This is a genomic window from Methylococcus capsulatus str. Texas = ATCC 19069 (assembly GCF_000424685.1).
Lineage (GTDB): Bacteria > Pseudomonadota > Gammaproteobacteria > Methylococcales > Methylococcaceae > Methylococcus > Methylococcus capsulatus.
The window spans coordinates 1-14398 of record NZ_AUKJ01000016.1 but is presented as its reverse complement, the minus strand read 5'-3'; the positions used below and the strand labels follow the sequence as shown (position 1 = coordinate 14398).

The 14398-nt window shown below is 58.6% G+C and carries 29 protein-coding genes; all 29 read right to left on the bottom strand.

Features of this window, described 5'->3' with window-relative positions:
• Positions 1 to 31: 31 nt before the first annotated feature.
• The gene (gene rplQ, locus H156_RS0102270; protein WP_017365428.1) at positions 32 to 391 is read right to left on the bottom strand and encodes a 50S ribosomal protein L17; all 360 of its coding nucleotides are present in this window, start codon (positions 389 to 391) and stop codon (positions 32 to 34) included.
• 21 nt (positions 392 to 412) lie between these two features.
• The gene (locus H156_RS0102265; RefSeq protein WP_017365429.1) at positions 413 to 1399 is read right to left on the bottom strand and encodes a DNA-directed RNA polymerase subunit alpha; all 987 of its coding nucleotides are present in this window, start codon (positions 1397 to 1399) and stop codon (positions 413 to 415) included.
• Positions 1400 to 1422: 23 nt separating this feature from the next.
• Positions 1423 to 2043 (bottom strand): 30S ribosomal protein S4, encoded by a 621-nt coding sequence (rpsD, locus tag H156_RS0102260; protein ID WP_017365430.1) that lies wholly within the window; start codon positions 2041 to 2043, stop codon positions 1423 to 1425.
• A gap of 13 nt (positions 2044 to 2056) precedes the next feature.
• Complete coding sequence (gene rpsK / locus H156_RS0102255) at positions 2057 to 2443, bottom strand: 30S ribosomal protein S11 (RefSeq protein WP_010961577.1); 387 nt, start codon at positions 2441 to 2443, stop codon at positions 2057 to 2059.
• A 15-nt stretch (positions 2444 to 2458) separates the two neighbouring features.
• Positions 2459 to 2815: a 30S ribosomal protein S13 gene (rpsM, locus tag H156_RS0102250; protein WP_010961578.1), complete on the bottom strand. Its 357-nt coding sequence runs from the start codon at positions 2813 to 2815 to the stop codon at positions 2459 to 2461.
• 82 nt (positions 2816 to 2897) lie between these two features.
• Positions 2898 to 3011 carry a 50S ribosomal protein L36 gene (gene rpmJ / locus H156_RS16605; protein ID WP_010961579.1) on the bottom strand — a complete coding sequence of 38 codons (114 nt, stop codon included), beginning with the start codon at positions 3009 to 3011 and terminating at the stop codon, positions 2898 to 2900.
• Positions 3012 to 3038: 27 nt separating this feature from the next.
• On the bottom strand, positions 3039 to 4364 hold the full coding sequence (gene secY / locus H156_RS0102240; protein WP_017365432.1) for a preprotein translocase subunit SecY: 1326 nt from the start codon (positions 4362 to 4364) through the stop codon (positions 3039 to 3041).
• Positions 4364 to 4798 carry a 50S ribosomal protein L15 gene (rplO, locus tag H156_RS0102235; RefSeq protein WP_010961581.1) on the bottom strand — a complete coding sequence of 145 codons (435 nt, stop codon included), beginning with the start codon at positions 4796 to 4798 and terminating at the stop codon, positions 4364 to 4366. The genes secY and rplO overlap by 1 nt, the downstream gene beginning before the upstream one ends.
• Position 4799: 1 nt before the next feature.
• Complete coding sequence (rpmD, locus tag H156_RS15680; protein ID WP_010961582.1) at positions 4800 to 4985, bottom strand: 50S ribosomal protein L30; 186 nt, start codon at positions 4983 to 4985, stop codon at positions 4800 to 4802.
• Between the two features lie 5 nt (positions 4986 to 4990).
• On the bottom strand, positions 4991 to 5500 hold the full coding sequence (gene rpsE / locus H156_RS0102230; RefSeq protein ID WP_010961583.1) for a 30S ribosomal protein S5: 510 nt from the start codon (positions 5498 to 5500) through the stop codon (positions 4991 to 4993).
• Positions 5501 to 5512: 12 nt separating this feature from the next.
• The gene (gene rplR / locus H156_RS0102225; protein ID WP_017365434.1) at positions 5513 to 5866 is read right to left on the bottom strand and encodes a 50S ribosomal protein L18; all 354 of its coding nucleotides are present in this window, start codon (positions 5864 to 5866) and stop codon (positions 5513 to 5515) included.
• Positions 5867 to 5876: 10 nt separating this feature from the next.
• Complete coding sequence (rplF, locus tag H156_RS0102220) at positions 5877 to 6410, bottom strand: 50S ribosomal protein L6 (protein ID WP_010961585.1); 534 nt, start codon at positions 6408 to 6410, stop codon at positions 5877 to 5879.
• 21 nt (positions 6411 to 6431) lie between these two features.
• Positions 6432 to 6827: a 30S ribosomal protein S8 gene (rpsH, locus tag H156_RS0102215; RefSeq protein WP_017365435.1), complete on the bottom strand. Its 396-nt coding sequence runs from the start codon at positions 6825 to 6827 to the stop codon at positions 6432 to 6434.
• A 31-nt stretch (positions 6828 to 6858) separates the two neighbouring features.
• Entirely contained in the window at positions 6859 to 7164 is a 306-nt protein-coding gene (gene rpsN / locus H156_RS0102210; protein ID WP_010961587.1) for a 30S ribosomal protein S14, read from the bottom strand.
• Between the two features lie 13 nt (positions 7165 to 7177).
• The gene (gene rplE, locus H156_RS0102205; RefSeq protein WP_010961588.1) at positions 7178 to 7717 is read right to left on the bottom strand and encodes a 50S ribosomal protein L5; all 540 of its coding nucleotides are present in this window, start codon (positions 7715 to 7717) and stop codon (positions 7178 to 7180) included.
• 14 nt (positions 7718 to 7731) lie between these two features.
• The gene (rplX, locus tag H156_RS0102200; protein WP_010961589.1) at positions 7732 to 8049 is read right to left on the bottom strand and encodes a 50S ribosomal protein L24; all 318 of its coding nucleotides are present in this window, start codon (positions 8047 to 8049) and stop codon (positions 7732 to 7734) included.
• A gap of 27 nt (positions 8050 to 8076) precedes the next feature.
• A complete protein-coding gene (gene rplN / locus H156_RS0102195) occupies positions 8077 to 8445 on the bottom strand; it encodes a 50S ribosomal protein L14 (RefSeq protein WP_010961590.1) in 369 nt (122 codons plus the stop codon).
• 44 nt (positions 8446 to 8489) lie between these two features.
• Positions 8490 to 8750: a 30S ribosomal protein S17 gene (gene rpsQ, locus H156_RS0102190; protein ID WP_017365436.1), complete on the bottom strand. Its 261-nt coding sequence runs from the start codon at positions 8748 to 8750 to the stop codon at positions 8490 to 8492.
• On the bottom strand, positions 8747 to 8941 hold the full coding sequence (rpmC, locus tag H156_RS0102185; protein ID WP_017365437.1) for a 50S ribosomal protein L29: 195 nt from the start codon (positions 8939 to 8941) through the stop codon (positions 8747 to 8749). The genes rpsQ and rpmC overlap by 4 nt, the downstream gene beginning before the upstream one ends.
• Positions 8941 to 9354 carry a 50S ribosomal protein L16 gene (gene rplP, locus H156_RS0102180; RefSeq protein WP_010961593.1) on the bottom strand — a complete coding sequence of 138 codons (414 nt, stop codon included), beginning with the start codon at positions 9352 to 9354 and terminating at the stop codon, positions 8941 to 8943. The genes rpmC and rplP overlap by 1 nt, the downstream gene beginning before the upstream one ends.
• Before the next feature lie 12 nt (positions 9355 to 9366).
• Complete coding sequence (gene rpsC / locus H156_RS0102175) at positions 9367 to 10038, bottom strand: 30S ribosomal protein S3 (protein WP_010961594.1); 672 nt, start codon at positions 10036 to 10038, stop codon at positions 9367 to 9369.
• Positions 10039 to 10061: 23 nt separating this feature from the next.
• Positions 10062 to 10394, bottom strand: a complete 333-nt coding sequence (gene rplV / locus H156_RS0102170; RefSeq protein ID WP_010961595.1) for a 50S ribosomal protein L22 — start codon at positions 10392 to 10394, stop codon at positions 10062 to 10064.
• A 13-nt stretch (positions 10395 to 10407) separates the two neighbouring features.
• Positions 10408 to 10680 carry a 30S ribosomal protein S19 gene (gene rpsS / locus H156_RS0102165; protein ID WP_010961596.1) on the bottom strand — a complete coding sequence of 91 codons (273 nt, stop codon included), beginning with the start codon at positions 10678 to 10680 and terminating at the stop codon, positions 10408 to 10410.
• Positions 10681 to 10699: 19 nt separating this feature from the next.
• Positions 10700 to 11527, bottom strand: coding sequence for a 50S ribosomal protein L2 (gene rplB, locus H156_RS0102160; protein ID WP_017365438.1), 828 nt, complete (start codon positions 11525 to 11527; stop codon positions 10700 to 10702).
• Positions 11528 to 11561: 34 nt separating this feature from the next.
• Positions 11562 to 11855, bottom strand: a complete 294-nt coding sequence (gene rplW, locus H156_RS0102155) for a 50S ribosomal protein L23 (RefSeq protein ID WP_010961598.1) — start codon at positions 11853 to 11855, stop codon at positions 11562 to 11564.
• Entirely contained in the window at positions 11852 to 12469 is a 618-nt protein-coding gene (gene rplD, locus H156_RS0102150; RefSeq protein ID WP_010961599.1) for a 50S ribosomal protein L4, read from the bottom strand. Before rplD ends, rplW begins: the two co-directional genes overlap by 4 nt.
• A 10-nt stretch (positions 12470 to 12479) precedes the next feature.
• Complete coding sequence (gene rplC / locus H156_RS0102145; protein WP_017365439.1) at positions 12480 to 13115, bottom strand: 50S ribosomal protein L3; 636 nt, start codon at positions 13113 to 13115, stop codon at positions 12480 to 12482.
• A gap of 37 nt (positions 13116 to 13152) precedes the next feature.
• Complete coding sequence (gene rpsJ / locus H156_RS0102140) at positions 13153 to 13464, bottom strand: 30S ribosomal protein S10 (protein WP_010961601.1); 312 nt, start codon at positions 13462 to 13464, stop codon at positions 13153 to 13155.
• A 4-nt stretch (positions 13465 to 13468) separates the two neighbouring features.
• Positions 13469 to 14398: elongation factor Tu (tuf, locus tag H156_RS0102135; RefSeq protein WP_026597567.1), on the bottom strand; the 930-nt coding region annotated here is incomplete at its 5' end.

Below are 14398 nucleotides of genomic sequence, written 5' to 3'. Positions count from 1 at the left end.
GCCGGGACGCTCCGCTCCCGGCGGGGTGCGCTCAGGTTCGATCCACGAGTTCCACGTACGCCATCGGACTTGCGTCGCCCGCCCGAAAACCGCATTTGAGAATCCGCGTATAACCACCGGGGCGCGTCTTGAAACGGGGCCCGAGATCGTTGAAGAGCTTCGTCACAGCTTCCCGGTTGCGAAGCCGAGCGAATGCCAGCCGCCGACCGGCCACGCTATCCTCTTTCGACAAGGTGATCAGGGGCTCGACGTAACGCCTGATCTCTTTGGCCTTCGGCAGCGTCGTCTTGATGATCTCATGTTCCACGAGCGCAGCCGCCAAATTGCGATACAAGGCAGCGCGATGACTGCTCGTCAAGTTCAATTTTCTACCTGCTTTACGATGACGCATGATTCTTTACCCCTAAAAAGGCTATTGGTTCAGCTTCTTAAGGCCTTCCGGCGGCCAATTCTCCAAACGCATGCCGAGCGACAACCCTTTGGTCGCCAAAACGTCCTTGATCTCGGTAAGAGATTTTTTCCCCAAATTGGGAGTCTTGAGCAAGTCTGCCTCGCTGCGCTGGATAAGATCCCCGATATAGAAAATGTTCTCGGCCTTCAGGCAATTCGCCGAACGCACCGTGAGTTCGAGATCGTCTACAGGATGGAGCAGCAACGGATCGAACTGGGGCCCATCCTCACCGAAAAGCGGCAGATCCTCGCCCTTGAGGTCGACCAGGATAGCAAGGTGCTGGTTCAGAATGTTGGCGGCGTGTTTGACCGCCTCTTCCGGCTGCACGGTCCCGTTGGTCTGCAACTCGATAACCAGCCGGTCCAGGTCGGTACGCTGCTCGACGCGCGCGCTCTCGACGACGTAGGACACCTTTTTGATCGGGCTGAAACTCGCATCCAAATGCAAGGTGCCGATGGCCGAATCACCCTCGATGGCACGGTTGGCGACGGGCTGATAGCCTCTTCCCTTCTGGACGTGGAGGGTCATGCGCAGCCGGCCGTTCCCGTTGATGTGGGCGATCAGCAATTCCGGATTGAGCACTTCGACGTCATGGGAAGCCTCAATGTCGCCTGCCAGAACCGGACCGGGGCCGTGCTTATCGATATTGAGATAAACGTCATGTGGCCCGTTCAAACGGATGGCGAGATTCTTGAGATTCAGAAGCACGTCGATGACATCCTCCTGAACCCCCTCGATGGTCGAATATTCGTGCAGCACGCCGTCGATGACGACGTCCGTGACCGCCGCACCGGGAATGGCAGAAAGAAGCACGCGTCTCAAGGCGTTGCCCAGGGTGTGTCCGAACCCCCGCTCTAGCGGTTCGATGACCACACGTGCGGAATGGCTTCCGTGGGGAACCACCTCCACCGTACGCGGCTTGATCAGCTCGGCAAGCGAGTTGTGCATAATTACGTATACCCCGTCACGCGCTATTTCGAATACAGCTCAACGACCAGTTGCTCGTTGATGTCCGAGCCCAGCTCACTCCTTTCCGGCGCCGATTTGAAAATGCCTTTCATCGACTTGACGTCGACGTCCACCCAAGACGGAAAGCCGTACTGCTCGGTGACCTGCAGCGCATCCTTGACGCGGCCTTGAGATTTCGCCTTATCCCGAATCTCGATGACGTCCCCGCTTTGCACCTGGTATGAAGGTATGTTGAGCGTCCGCCCGTTCAGATTGATTGCTTTGTGCGATACGAGTTGGCGCGCCTCGGCGCGTGTCGAGGCGAACCCCATGCGATAGACCACGTTGTCGAGACGCGATTCCAGCAGTGCCAGCAGGTTTTCGCCCGTGGAGCCTTTCCGCCGGGAAGCCTCGGCATAATAATTGCGGAACTGCCGCTCCATGATGCCGTAAATCCGCCGCAGCTTCTGCTTCTCCCGAAGCTGGGCCGCGTAATCACTCAGCCGCGGCCGCTTCTGGCCGTGCTGCCCGGGCGGCTGATCCAGCTTACATTTCGATTCCAGGGACTTGCCCCTCGACTTGAGAAACAGGTCAGTCCCCTCGCGGCGGCTCAACTTGCATTTCGGGCCCAGATATCTAGCCATAACAAACCTCCCGTCAAACGCGCCGCTTCTTTGGGGGACGACACCCGTTATGGGGCAGCGGCGTAGTATCCACTACGTTAACAATCTTAAAGCCCAAAGCGTTCAGAGAACGCACGGCAGACTCCCTTCCAGGGCCTGGACCGGTAACGTGGACGTCCAGATTCTTGATTCCGTACTCCTTCGCCACCGCACCCGCCTTCTCGGCGGCCACTTGAGCGGCGAACGGTGTACTCTTGCGCGACCCGCGAAAGCCCGAAGCACCGGCGCTGGCCCACGAAAGCGCGTTACCCTTTCTATCGGTGATGGTGATTATGGTGTTGTTGAAAGACGCGCTGATATGCGCGATCCCGTCCGAGATATCTCTTTTGACTCTTTTTACGGGGCGACCTGTCGTGGCCATTGTTCTACCGTACCTCTATTTCTTGATCGGACGACGCGGTCCCTTTCGGGTGCGGGCGTTGGTGCGGGTGCGTTGCCCGCGCACGGGCAAACCGCGCCTGTGCCTCATGCCGCGGTAGGAACCGAGATCCATAAGCCGCTTGATGTTCATGGCAACCTCGCGTCGAAGATCGCCCTCGACGACGAACTTCGCGACCTCGCCACGCAGCCGCTCAACCTGTTCATCGCTCAGCTCCCTGACTTTTTTGTCCGTCTCGATCCCAGCATTCTTGCAGATCAGACCGGCGCGCGTACGACCGATGCCGTAGATCGCGGTCAATGAAATAAGTACATGCTTGTGATCTGGGATGTTGACTCCAGCAATACGTGCCATTTACACGAACTCCAACTCTAAGCCGCTGAGCGAAAGCTGACCATTATACACAGCCGCCACCGTTCCCGCAACGGCGAAACCATCAACCCTGCCGCTGCTTGTGGCGGGCATCCTTACAAATGATCCGGACGATACCATTCCTCTTCAGGACCTTACAGTTCCGGCAGATGCGCTTAACTGATGCTCTAACTTTCATGATGTTTCTCCGGCGACCTCAAGAAAATCACCTGATGTTAATATTGGTTTTCTTCAACAATCCTTCGTACTGCTGCGAGATCACATAGGTCTGTATCTGCGCCATGAAATCCATGACAACGACGACGATGATCAACAACGAAGTACCGCCGAAGTAGAATGGCACGTTCCAATATACGATCAAAAACTCCGGCAACAAGCATACCGCGGTGATATAGATGCCCCCGATCAGCGTCAGCCGCGTCATGACGGTGTCCACATACCGGGCGGTCTGCTGACCTGGCCTGATTCCAGGGATAAATGCACCGGATTTCTTCAGATTCTCTGCAGTCTCATTGGAATTAAAAACCAACGCAGCGTAAAAAAAGCAGAAAAACATGATTGCCGCCGCATAGCAGAGCACGTAAAGCGGCTGTCCGGGCGACAGCGTGCTCGCTATGTCCTGCAACCATATCAGCCTTTCCGAATTACCGAACCAACCGGCCAGGGTTGCCGGGAACAGGATGATCGACGACGCGAAAATCGGCGGGATAACCCCGGACATGTTCAGCTTCAGGGGCAGGAAGCTCTTCTGGGCCGCATACATACGTCGCCCTTCCTGACGCTTGGCGTAGTTGATCGTAATCCGCCGCTGCCCCTTTTCGACGAATACCACGAGCCATGTCACAGCAACCGCGATGGCGGCGATGCCGATGATACTAAACGCGCTCAATTCGCCCGTGCGTGCCAGCTCGAGAGTTCCGCCGACGGCCGAAGGCAAACCGGCCACGATGCCGGCGAAGATGATGATGGATATGCCATTCCCCAACCCTCTTTCGGTCACCTGCTCGCCGAGCCACATTAGAAACATGGTACCGGTGACGAGCGAAATGGCAGTGAGGGCAACGAACTGAAATCCAGGGGACACGACGATGGGCGCCCCGCCTGCGCTCTGATTTTGCAGCGCCATCGCCACGCCCGTGGCCTGGAAAGACGCCAACACCACCGTCGCGTAACGGGTGTATTGGTTGATCTTCTTTCGCCCCGATTCGCCTTCCTTTTTCAACTGTTCGAGCTTCGGAACGACGATCGTCATCAACTGTAAAATGATCGATGCCGAAATGTAGGGCATGATCCCGAGCGCGAAAATGCTCAGCCGTTTCAGCGCGCCGCCGGAAAACATGTTCACCATGTCGAGGATCGAGCTGCCCTGTTGATTGAACATGGCAGCCAAAGCCTTCGGGTCCACCCCGGGGATCGGGATATGCGCGCCGATCCTGAACACGATCAGCGCTCCAACGACGAACAGCAGACGCTGGCGAAGCTCGGTGAACCGGCCGCCGCGGTCGGCCATCAGGGGATTGATAGCGTTCATCAGCTTTCCACTTTGCCGCCCGCGGCTTCGATCGCGGCGCGGGCGCCCCGTGTCACACCCACACCACGGACGGTCACCACCCCGCCCACACTCCCCGTGGCGATGATCTTGACCCTCTTCGCCTCAGTCGGAACGAGCCCCGCCTCTTTCAACTCCGCGAGCCCGATGACGCCTCCCCCGACTTTCGAGATCTGCGTCAGCGTGACCTCGGCGACGAAGCGCTTCTTCGCGCTTCGGAAGCCCACCTTCGGCAACCGGCGTTGCAGCGGCATCTGACCGCCTTCGAAACCGACTTTATGGAACCCGCCTGCGCGGGCCTTCTGCCCTTTGTGTCCCCGACCGCAGGTCTTGCCTAGAGTCGAGCCGATGCCTCGCCCTACCCGCTTTTTTTCCGGACGGCTGCCGTCCCGCGCGCCGATAGTGTTCAAAAACATGTCAGATTTCCTCGACCTTGAGCAGGTAGGAGACTTTGGAGATCATGCCCAAAATTTCCGGCGTGCCCCGAACTTCGACAGTGTGATGAGGTTTACGCAATCCAAGTCCACGAAGACACGCTTTGTGTGTCTCGAGTCGTCCGTTGGCGCTGCGTACCTGGGTTACTCGCAAAGTTTTAACCGTCATCGTCATCACCCCAACAATTCCTCGACGGTCATCCCGCGCTTGGCGGCGACGGATTTGGGGTCTCGCAATGCAGTCAAGCCTTTGATGGTCGCACGGACGACGTTGATCGGGTTGTTGGTGCCGATACACTTCGCGAGGACGTTATGCACACCGACGACTTCGAACACGGCGCGCATGGCCCCCCCGGCAATGATGCCGGTACCCTCCGAAGCCGGTTGCATGTGCACCTTGGCCGCGCCTGCCGCTGCGGTCACCGGATGATGCAACGTCTGACCATTGAGCGCGACCTTGCGCATGTTCTTGCGCGCCTGCTCCATCGATTTCTGGATCGCCACCGGCACCTCGCGTGCCTTGCTGAGACCGAAGCCTACCCGCCCGTTGCCGTCCCCGACGACGGTCAGTGCGGTGAATCCGAACTGACGTCCGCCTTTGACCACCTTGGAGACACGCCGGACGGCGACCAGCTTTTCCTGCAGCCCCTCACCCGCGCCTGCCTGAATATTCACGTTTGCCATTAATATTCCCCGCTAGAACTGAAGGCCGGCTTCACGCGCTGCTTCGGCCAGCGCCTTGACCCGTCCGTGATACTTGAATCCGGACCGGTCGAAAGCGACGCTGGAGATGCCAACCGCAAGCGCTTTTTCGGCGATGCGACGACCCACTGCGATGGCGGCGTCTTTGTTTCCAGTCACCGGCAGCGTTTCCCGGATGGCGGACTCGAGCGTCGAGGCGGCAGCGAGGACCGTTCCGCCATCAGGGCTGATGACCTGCGCATAGATGTGCCGGGGAGTCCGATGGATGGTCAGTCGGTTCGCCCCCATGGCGCGAATGACGTGCCGTGTTTTTGCTGCCCTTTTGAGGCGGGCTTGTTTTTTATCCATTGCTTTTGCCTTACTTCTTCTTCGCTTCCTTGCGGATGATGACCTCGTCCGCATAGCGGACGCCCTTGCCCTTATAGGGTTCCGGAGCCCGGAACGCACGAATGTCGGCGGCTACCTGACCGACCACCTGCCGGTCGGCGCCCTTGACCACGATGTCGGTCTGCGAAGGCGTCTCGACCACAACGCCCGCAGGCACCTTGAATTCCACCGGATGCGAGAATCCCAGACTGAGGCTCAATACGTCTCCCTTGGCTTGCGCGCGATACCCCACGCCGACCAGAGAGAGCTTCCGCTCGAAGCCGTTGCTGACACCCACGATCATGTTGGCCAGGTTCGCCCGTGTCGTCCCGGCGAGGGCATTTTGCCGCTGATCGTTTTTGTTGTAACGGATGGATAGAGTGCCCCCCTCCAGATCGACTCCGAGCTCCGCGGGAACGGTGCGTGACAACAGCCCGTTCTTGCCTTTCGCGGTCACGATACCGTCGGCGATGGTTACTTCCACACCCTTCGGAATGGAGATTGGATTATTCGCTACACGAGACATATCGGCCAGCCTATACAAACATCATTCAACGATACAAAGGACTTCGCCGCCTTCACCGAGCGATCTGGCCCTACGGTCCGACATCACGCCCTTGGACGTCGACACTATGGCGATGCCAAACCCGCCCATGACTTTCGGCAGCTCGTCGCGCCCCCTATAGCGCCGACATCCCGGTTTGCTGACCCGCTGGATCTTGTCGATGACCGGCGCCCCATTGTGGTACTTAAGCTCGACGCGGATGTTGTGCTTACCCTGTTCCGCCACGTCGGAGAAACCGGCGATATAGCCCTCCTCCTTCAAAACCTGGCAAACGGCCCGCTTGAGTTTGGACGCCGGCACGATGATCTCCGCCTTGCCGGCGGCCTGGCCATTGCGTATCCGCGTAAGGAGATCGCTCAAAGGATCTGACATGCTCATGACTGTTAACTCCGATACTTCGGCCGTGGCCTTACCAGCTCGCCTTGACCACACCCGGCACTTCGCCGCGCATGACGCACTCGCGCAACTTGTTCCGCCCCAATCCGAACTTGCGGTAGAAGCCATGCGGCCGCCCGGTCAGCTGGCAGCGGTTGCGCTGCCGCGTCGCGGCACTGTCGCGTGGCAGCTTCTGCAAAGCGACGATCGCCGCTTCCCGCTGCTCATCGGGAGTTTCCACGCCTTTGATGAGGGACTTCAGCTCCGCCCTCTTCTTTTCGTAGCGGCCGTTCAGTTTCTGGCGCTTCACTTCGCGCGCGATCATTGATTTTTTTGCCATGCCCCGCCCCTTGTCAGGTCCGGAAAGGAAATTTGAACGCTTCGAGCAACGCTTTGGCTTCGGCGTCGGTCTTGGCTGTCGACGTGATGGTGATATCCATGCCCCGGATGGCATCGATCTTGTCATAATCGATTTCCGGGAAAATAATTTGCTCCCTCACCCCCATGGAATAATTGCCCCGGCCGTCAAACGCCTTTGGGTTCAATCCCCGGAAATCCCTTATACGGGGAATCGCGACACTGATGAGCCGATCCAGAAATTCATACATCCGCGCGCGCCGCAGAGTCACTTTGCAGCCTACCGGCATGCCCTCGCGGATCTTGAAACCTGCGATCGATTTCCTGGCGTGAGTGACGATCGGCTTCTGACCTCCAATCGCTTGCATGTTCTCGACCGCATTCTGCAGGATCTTCTTGTCCGCCACCGCCTCGCCCACCCCCATGTTGAGGGTGATCTTCACCAGACGCGGGACTTCCATGACGGACTTGTAACCAAATCGCGCCATTAATTCCGGTACGACTTTCTCTTTGTAATGGTTTTCTAACCTAGCCATGACACATCCGCTTCTCAAGCGTCAATCAGTTCGTTGGTGGACCGGTAGAAACGGACTTTCCTGCCATCAGCCAGCAGCCGAAACCCTACGCGGTCCCCCTTGTTGATGGCGGCGTTGAACAGAGCCACGTTCGAACTGTGAATCGGCATGGCCTTCTCGACGATGCCGCCCGTCACTCCTCTCATTGGGTTCGGGCGCTGATGTTTACGGACGAGATTGACACCCTCAACCACCAACTTGTCTCCGCTCAGCACCGAAAGTACCAAGCCTTTCTTTCCTTTGTCTTTCCCGGCGATGACGATGACCTGATCGCCTTTCTTGATCCTACGCATGAGGCAACACCTTCTTACTTGGGTACGTCAAAGCACTTCCGGTGCCAGAGAGATAATCTTCATGAACTTCTCCGAACGAAGTTCACGCGTAACCGGCCCGAAAATGCGGGTGCCAATGGGCTGATGCTGGTTGTTCAGAATGACTGCCGCGTTGTTGTCAAACCGGATCAGAGAACCGTCGGCGCGCCGGACACCCTTGCGAGTGCGAACGACCACGGCGTTATAGACTTCACCCTTTTTGACGCGTCCCCGGGGAATCGCGTCCTTTACACTGACCTTGATGATGTCGCCGACATTCGCGTACCGCCGCTTGGACCCACCAAGGACCTTAATACACATGACTTGCCGCGCGCCGCTGTTGTCCGCGACATCCAGACAGGTCTGCATCTGTATCATCGTTCAAATCTCCAAATATTCGCTCAAGGCCCTGGTGGACGACTTCATACCGCCCGCTCTACGATCGCACCGAGAATCCAGGCCTTTTTCTTCGAAATGGGCCTGGACGCATGCAGTGTCACCAGATCGCCGATGCTGCACTCGTTATTTTCATCGTGCGCCAGTACTTTCGTCGTGCGCCGGATATACTTGCCATATAACGGATGGGAAACCTGTCGCTCGATGGCAACCACGATGGTCCGATCCATTTTGTTCGACACCACGCGCCCCGTGACGCTCCGCACGCGCCCTTCGCTCGCCGTCATACCTTTCCGCCTTTTTCTGCCAGAACCATATTCACTCGCGCGATGTCGCGCCGCACCGCCCTGATCCGATGGAAGTGGCTCAACTGTCCGGTTGCCTTCTGCATCCTCAGGCTGAACGCCTCCCGGTGCAGGTCCATCAACGTCGACTTGAGTTCTTCAACCTGTTTCGCTCTCAATTCGCTGGCCTTCATCACATCACCGTACGCAGGGAAAAGGTGGTCTGGACCGGCAATTTCGCCGCTGCCAACCGGAACGCCTCACGAGCCAGTTCTTCGCTGACACCTTCGAGTTCGTACAGCATGGTACCGGGCTTGATTTCTGCCACCCAGAACTCCACGCTGCCTTTACCGCTACCCATGCGGACTTCCAGCGGCTTCTTGCTGACGGGCTTGTCCGGGAATACGCGAATCCAGATTTTCCCACCGCGCTTCACGTGGCGAGAAATGGTCCGACGGGCCGCCTCGATTTGGCGGGCGGTTATTCTACCGCGAGTCGTCGCCTTGAGGCCATACTCACCGAACGATACCTTGCTTCCGGCGATGGCCACGCCGGTATTGCGCCCCTTGTGCTGTTTTCTATATTTCGTTCTTTTTGGCTGCAACATGGCACGACCCCATCAAGCTTCGACCGCACTGCGGGTTTTCGGCTCCGTGTGCACGGGCTCGAACACCTCGCCTTTGAAAATCCACACCTTAACGCCGATGACCCCATACGTCGTTACCGCTTCGGCGAAACCGTAATCGATGTCCGCGCGAAAGGTGTGAAGCGGCACCCGACCCTCGCGATACCATTCCGTCCGCGCGATCTCGGCGCCGTTGAGCCTGCCGGCGACACTGATCTTGATACCCTCGGCCCCTACACGCAGCGTGTTCTGCACCGCGCGCTTCATGGCACGCCGGAACATGATGCGCTTCTCAAGCTGCTGCGCCACGCCTTCTGCTACGAGCTGCGCATCCAGCTCGGGCTTGCGGATCTCTTCGACGCTGACCTGCACGGGAACACCCATGAAGCGCGACACATCCCGGCGCAGCGCGTCGATGTCCTCACCCCGCTTGCCGATGACTATTCCGGGCCTCGCCGTATGGATCGTGATTTGGGCATTGTTCGCCAACCGATTGATCTGGATCCGGCTGACCGACGCATGCTTGAGTTTCTGCTTCAGAAACTCGCGAACCTTGAGGTCGTTGTTGAGAAATACGGGATACGACTTGCTGTCCGCGAACCAGCGCGACGACCAATCTTTGATATATCCCAGACGAATTCCAGTAGGATTGACTTTCTGCCCCATGACGGAAATGCCTTTACTAAATACTAGTTATCCGACACCAGCACGGTGATGTGCGAAGTGCGCTTGAGTATCCGGTTTGCGCGCCCCTTCGCCCGGGGGCTCATCCGCTTGAGAACAGGGCCCTCATCAACGAACACGGTCTTGACGCGCAGCTCATCCACATCGGCTCCTTCGTTGTGTTCCGCATTGGCGATGGCTGCCTGCAAGACTTTCTTCACCAAACCGGCAGCCTTTTTATTGCTGAACGTCAAAAGGTCCAACGCGGCGGCAACGTTGAGTCCCCGAATCTGGTCGGCGACCAGCCGGCACTTTTGAGGAGAAATGCGCGCTGTTCTATGCCTCGATAATGCTTCCATCGACTTACACGCCTCACTTGCTCTTCTTGTCGGCCTGATGACCTTTGTAAGTCCGCGTCGGCGCGAACTCCCCCAATTTGTGGCCGACCATGTTATCGCTGACCAGGACGGGAACGTGCTGCTTCCCGTTGTGCACAGCGATGGTTTTCCCGATCATCTCAGGCAATACCATGGATCGGCGCGACCATGTTTTGATGGGCTTTTTGGCGCCGGTCGCGTTCGCCTCGTCGATCTTCTTCATCAAATGATGGTCGACAAACGGACCTTTCTTGATAGAACGTGGCACGGTCTATTCCTCTTACTCGTTATCGCGTCTTGCGTCTGCGGATGATCAGACCATCGGTTCGTTTATTGTTCCGGGTCTTGTAGCCCTTGGTGGGTATGCCCCAGGGCGAGACGGGATGCCTGCCCCCGGATGTCCGTCCCTCACCGCCTCCATGAGGATGATCCACGGGGTTCATGGCGACACCCCGGACTGTCGGGCGAACCCCCCGCCAGCGCGATGCGCCCGCCTTCCCCAGCGAAACCAGGTTATGTTCGTTATTGGAGACCTCGCCGATCGTCGCTTTGCAATCGGCCAGCACCTTGCGCATCTCACCGGAACGCATGCGCAGGGTGGCATATTCGCCTTCCTTCGCGACCAACTGGATGGACGTGCCGGCACTGCGCGCGTACTGGGCCCCCTTCCCAGGCTTGCCCTCGACGCAATGCACGACGGTGCCGACGGGAATGTTGCGCAGGGGCAGACTGTTACCGACCTTGATCGCGGCGAACTCACCGGCGACGATTTCGCTGCCGGCGCTCAGACCCGCCGGCGCGACGATATAGCGACGCTCCCCATCACGATACAGCACGAGAGCGATGTATGCGGTACGGTTGGGATCGTACTCGATACGCTCAACCCGCGCCGGTATGTCGAGCTTGTCCCGCTTGAAGTCCACGATACGATAGAACTGCTTGTGTCCACCGCCTTTGTGCCGGGTTGTCACACGGCCCTGATTATTGCGGCCCGAAGAACGCGTCTGCTTCTCGAGCAGTTTCGCATACGGTTCGCCCTTGTACAGTTCCTCGCTGCGCACCCGCGTGACAAAGCGTGCGCCCGCAGAAGTGGGTTTTTGTTTAATCAGAGCCATGGTCTTGTCTTTACTCAAGCAATCGAATATCGGATTAATTTACCGCCAGCTCAATGTCAAAGCCCGGCTTCAGCTTCACGTAAGCTTTCTTCCAGTCCGAACGCTGCCCCATGAACCGCCCGAACCGCTTGGATTTGCCCTTGACGTTGAGTATACGCACGGAGTCGACCTTCACACCGAACATGAGTTCAACCGCGCTTTTGATTTGCAGCTTGCTGGCAGCCGGCTTCACCCGGAACACAAACTGGCGGTTTTTTTCCGCGCCAGCGGTCGATTTTTCCGAGACCACGGGAGCGATCAGGGTACGCATCAACTCGATCTGGTTCATGACAGCCTCACCTCCAGCTTACGAATCGCCGAGCTGGTGGCGATAACGCGCTCGGCGTGCACCAGGTCGACCGGACTCAATGTATCGGCGGTATTGATACTCACGTTCGGCAGATTGCGCGATGACAGGGCCAGATTCAGATCGAGCTGTTCAGCCAGAATGACGGTATACCCCTCGCCGAAGCTCTTCAGCTTCGCTGCCAGCTCACGGGTCTTGGGAGACGTCGGAACGATACCATCCGAGACGACGAGGCGCCCCTGGCGCAGCAACTCTGAAAATATGGACCGGACAGCTGCCCGGTACATCTTTTTGTTCAACTTCTGCCGGTAGTTCCGGTTGGATGCCGCGAACGTCACACCGCCGGTGCGCCATAGCGGGCTACGCGTGGTTCCTGCCCGCGCGTGACCGGATCCCTTCTGTTTCCAGGGCTTCTTACCACCGCCCGACACGTCCGACCGACTCTTCTGGGCTTTCGTTCCCGAACGCGCTGCGGCGAGATAACCGACGACGAGCTGGTGCACCAGGGATTCGTTGAATCCCTGACCGAATACCTTATCGGAAACCTCCAGGTCGCCAGCGGCACCGTTTTCGATTTTTGGAATACTGAGGCTCATGACCAACCACCTATTTCTTCGCAGCCGGGCGGACGATCACGTCCGCCCCCTTGGCACCGGGCACCGCTCCCTTCACGAGGAGCAGGGACCGCTCGGCATCGATGCCGACGATCCGCAAATTGGGAACCGTGATGTTTTTGTCCCCCATGTGGCCGGCCATTCTCTTACCCTTGAACACGCGGCCGGGCGTCTGGTTTTGACCGATGGATCCCGGCGCCCTGTGGGACAGCGAGTTGCCATGGGTCGCGTCCTGCGTCCGGAAGTTATGCCGCTTCACGACACCGGCGAAGCCTTTGCCGATGCTCCGCGCACGGGCATCGACGAACTGACCTTCCGCAAACACCCCGACACCGAGCTCGGTACCGACCGTATAGTCCTGATCGGAATCCTCCAGGCGGAACTCCCACAGCCCTCGCCCCGCTTCTACGCCGGCCTTCGAGTAGTGCCCCGCGTCCGCTTTCGTGAGACGCGAGCGCTTCTTGCTGCCCGTGGTTACCTGAATGGCGCGATAGCCGTCTGACTCCAGGGTCTTCACCTGAACTACCCGGTTGGGCTCGACATGGATCACCGTCACCGGAACGGCGGCACCGGCGTCCGTAAAAATATGGGTCATTCCGCACTTGCGGCCGACTAAACCTATGGCCATCTCTCTTCCCCGAGTCGTGTGCTCTAATACCTTTCAATCAGTTCAGCTTGATCTGAACGTCGACACCCGCAGCCAGATCCAGGCGCATGAGCGCATCCACGGTCTTGTCCGTTGGCTCGATGATGTCCATCAGACGCTTGTGGGTGCGAAGCTCGTATTGATCACGGGCATCCTTGTTCACGTGCGGCGACACCAGCACGGTGAACCGTTCCTTCTTGGTCGGCAGCGGGATCGGCCCCAGCACCTGCGCGCCGGTACGTTTTGCGGTTTCGACGATTTCCGACGCCGACTGGTCGATGAGCCGGTGATCGAATGCCTTCAAACGGATACGAATTCTCTGCTTAGCCATGAGCTCACTCGATGATCTTGGAGACAACGCCTGCGCCGACGGTACGACCGCCCTCGCGCACGGCAAACCGCAAGCCTTCGTCCATTGCAATCGGCGCGATCAGCTTCACTTCGATCTTGACGTTGTCACCCGGCATGACCATCTCGACCCCTTCCGGCAGCGTCACCGCGCCGGTGACATCGGTGGTCCGAAAGTAGAACTGCGGCCGGTAGCCGTTGAAGAACGGCGTGTGACGCCCTCCTTCTTCCTTGGACAGAACGTAGATCTCGGCTTCGAAGTGCGTGTGCGGGGTGATGCTGCCGGGCTTGGCCAGCACCTGCCCGCGCTCGACGTCTTCCCGCTTGGTGCCGCGCAACAGCACGCCGATGTTGTCGCCGGCCTGTCCCTGATCCAGCAGCTTCCGGAACATTTCCACGCCGGTGCAGGTGGTCTTGGCCGTCGGACGGATGCCGACGATCTCGATTTCCTCTCCCACCTTGATGATGCCGCGCTCGACCCGCCCGGTGACCACGGTGCCGCGCCCGGATATCGAGAACACGTCTTCGATCGGCATGAGGAACGGCCGGTCGATCGCCCGCTCGGGCTCGGGAATGTAGTCGTCCAGCGCCTGCACCAGCGCTTCCACCGCCGGCACGCCGATTTCGCTGCCATCGCCTTCCAGCGCCTTCAGCGCCGAGCCCTTGATGATCGGGATGTCGTCCCCCGGGAAATCGTACTTGGAGAGCAGTTCACGCACCTCCATCTCCACCAGTTCGAGCAGCTCGGGATCGTCCACCATGTCGGCCTTGTTCAGGAACACGACGATGTAGGGCACACCCACCTGCCGCGCCAGCAGGATGTGTTCCCGGGTCTGCGGCATCGGGCCGTCGGCTGCGGACACGACCAGGATGGCACCGTCCATCTGGGCCGCTCCGGTGATCATGTTCTTGACGTA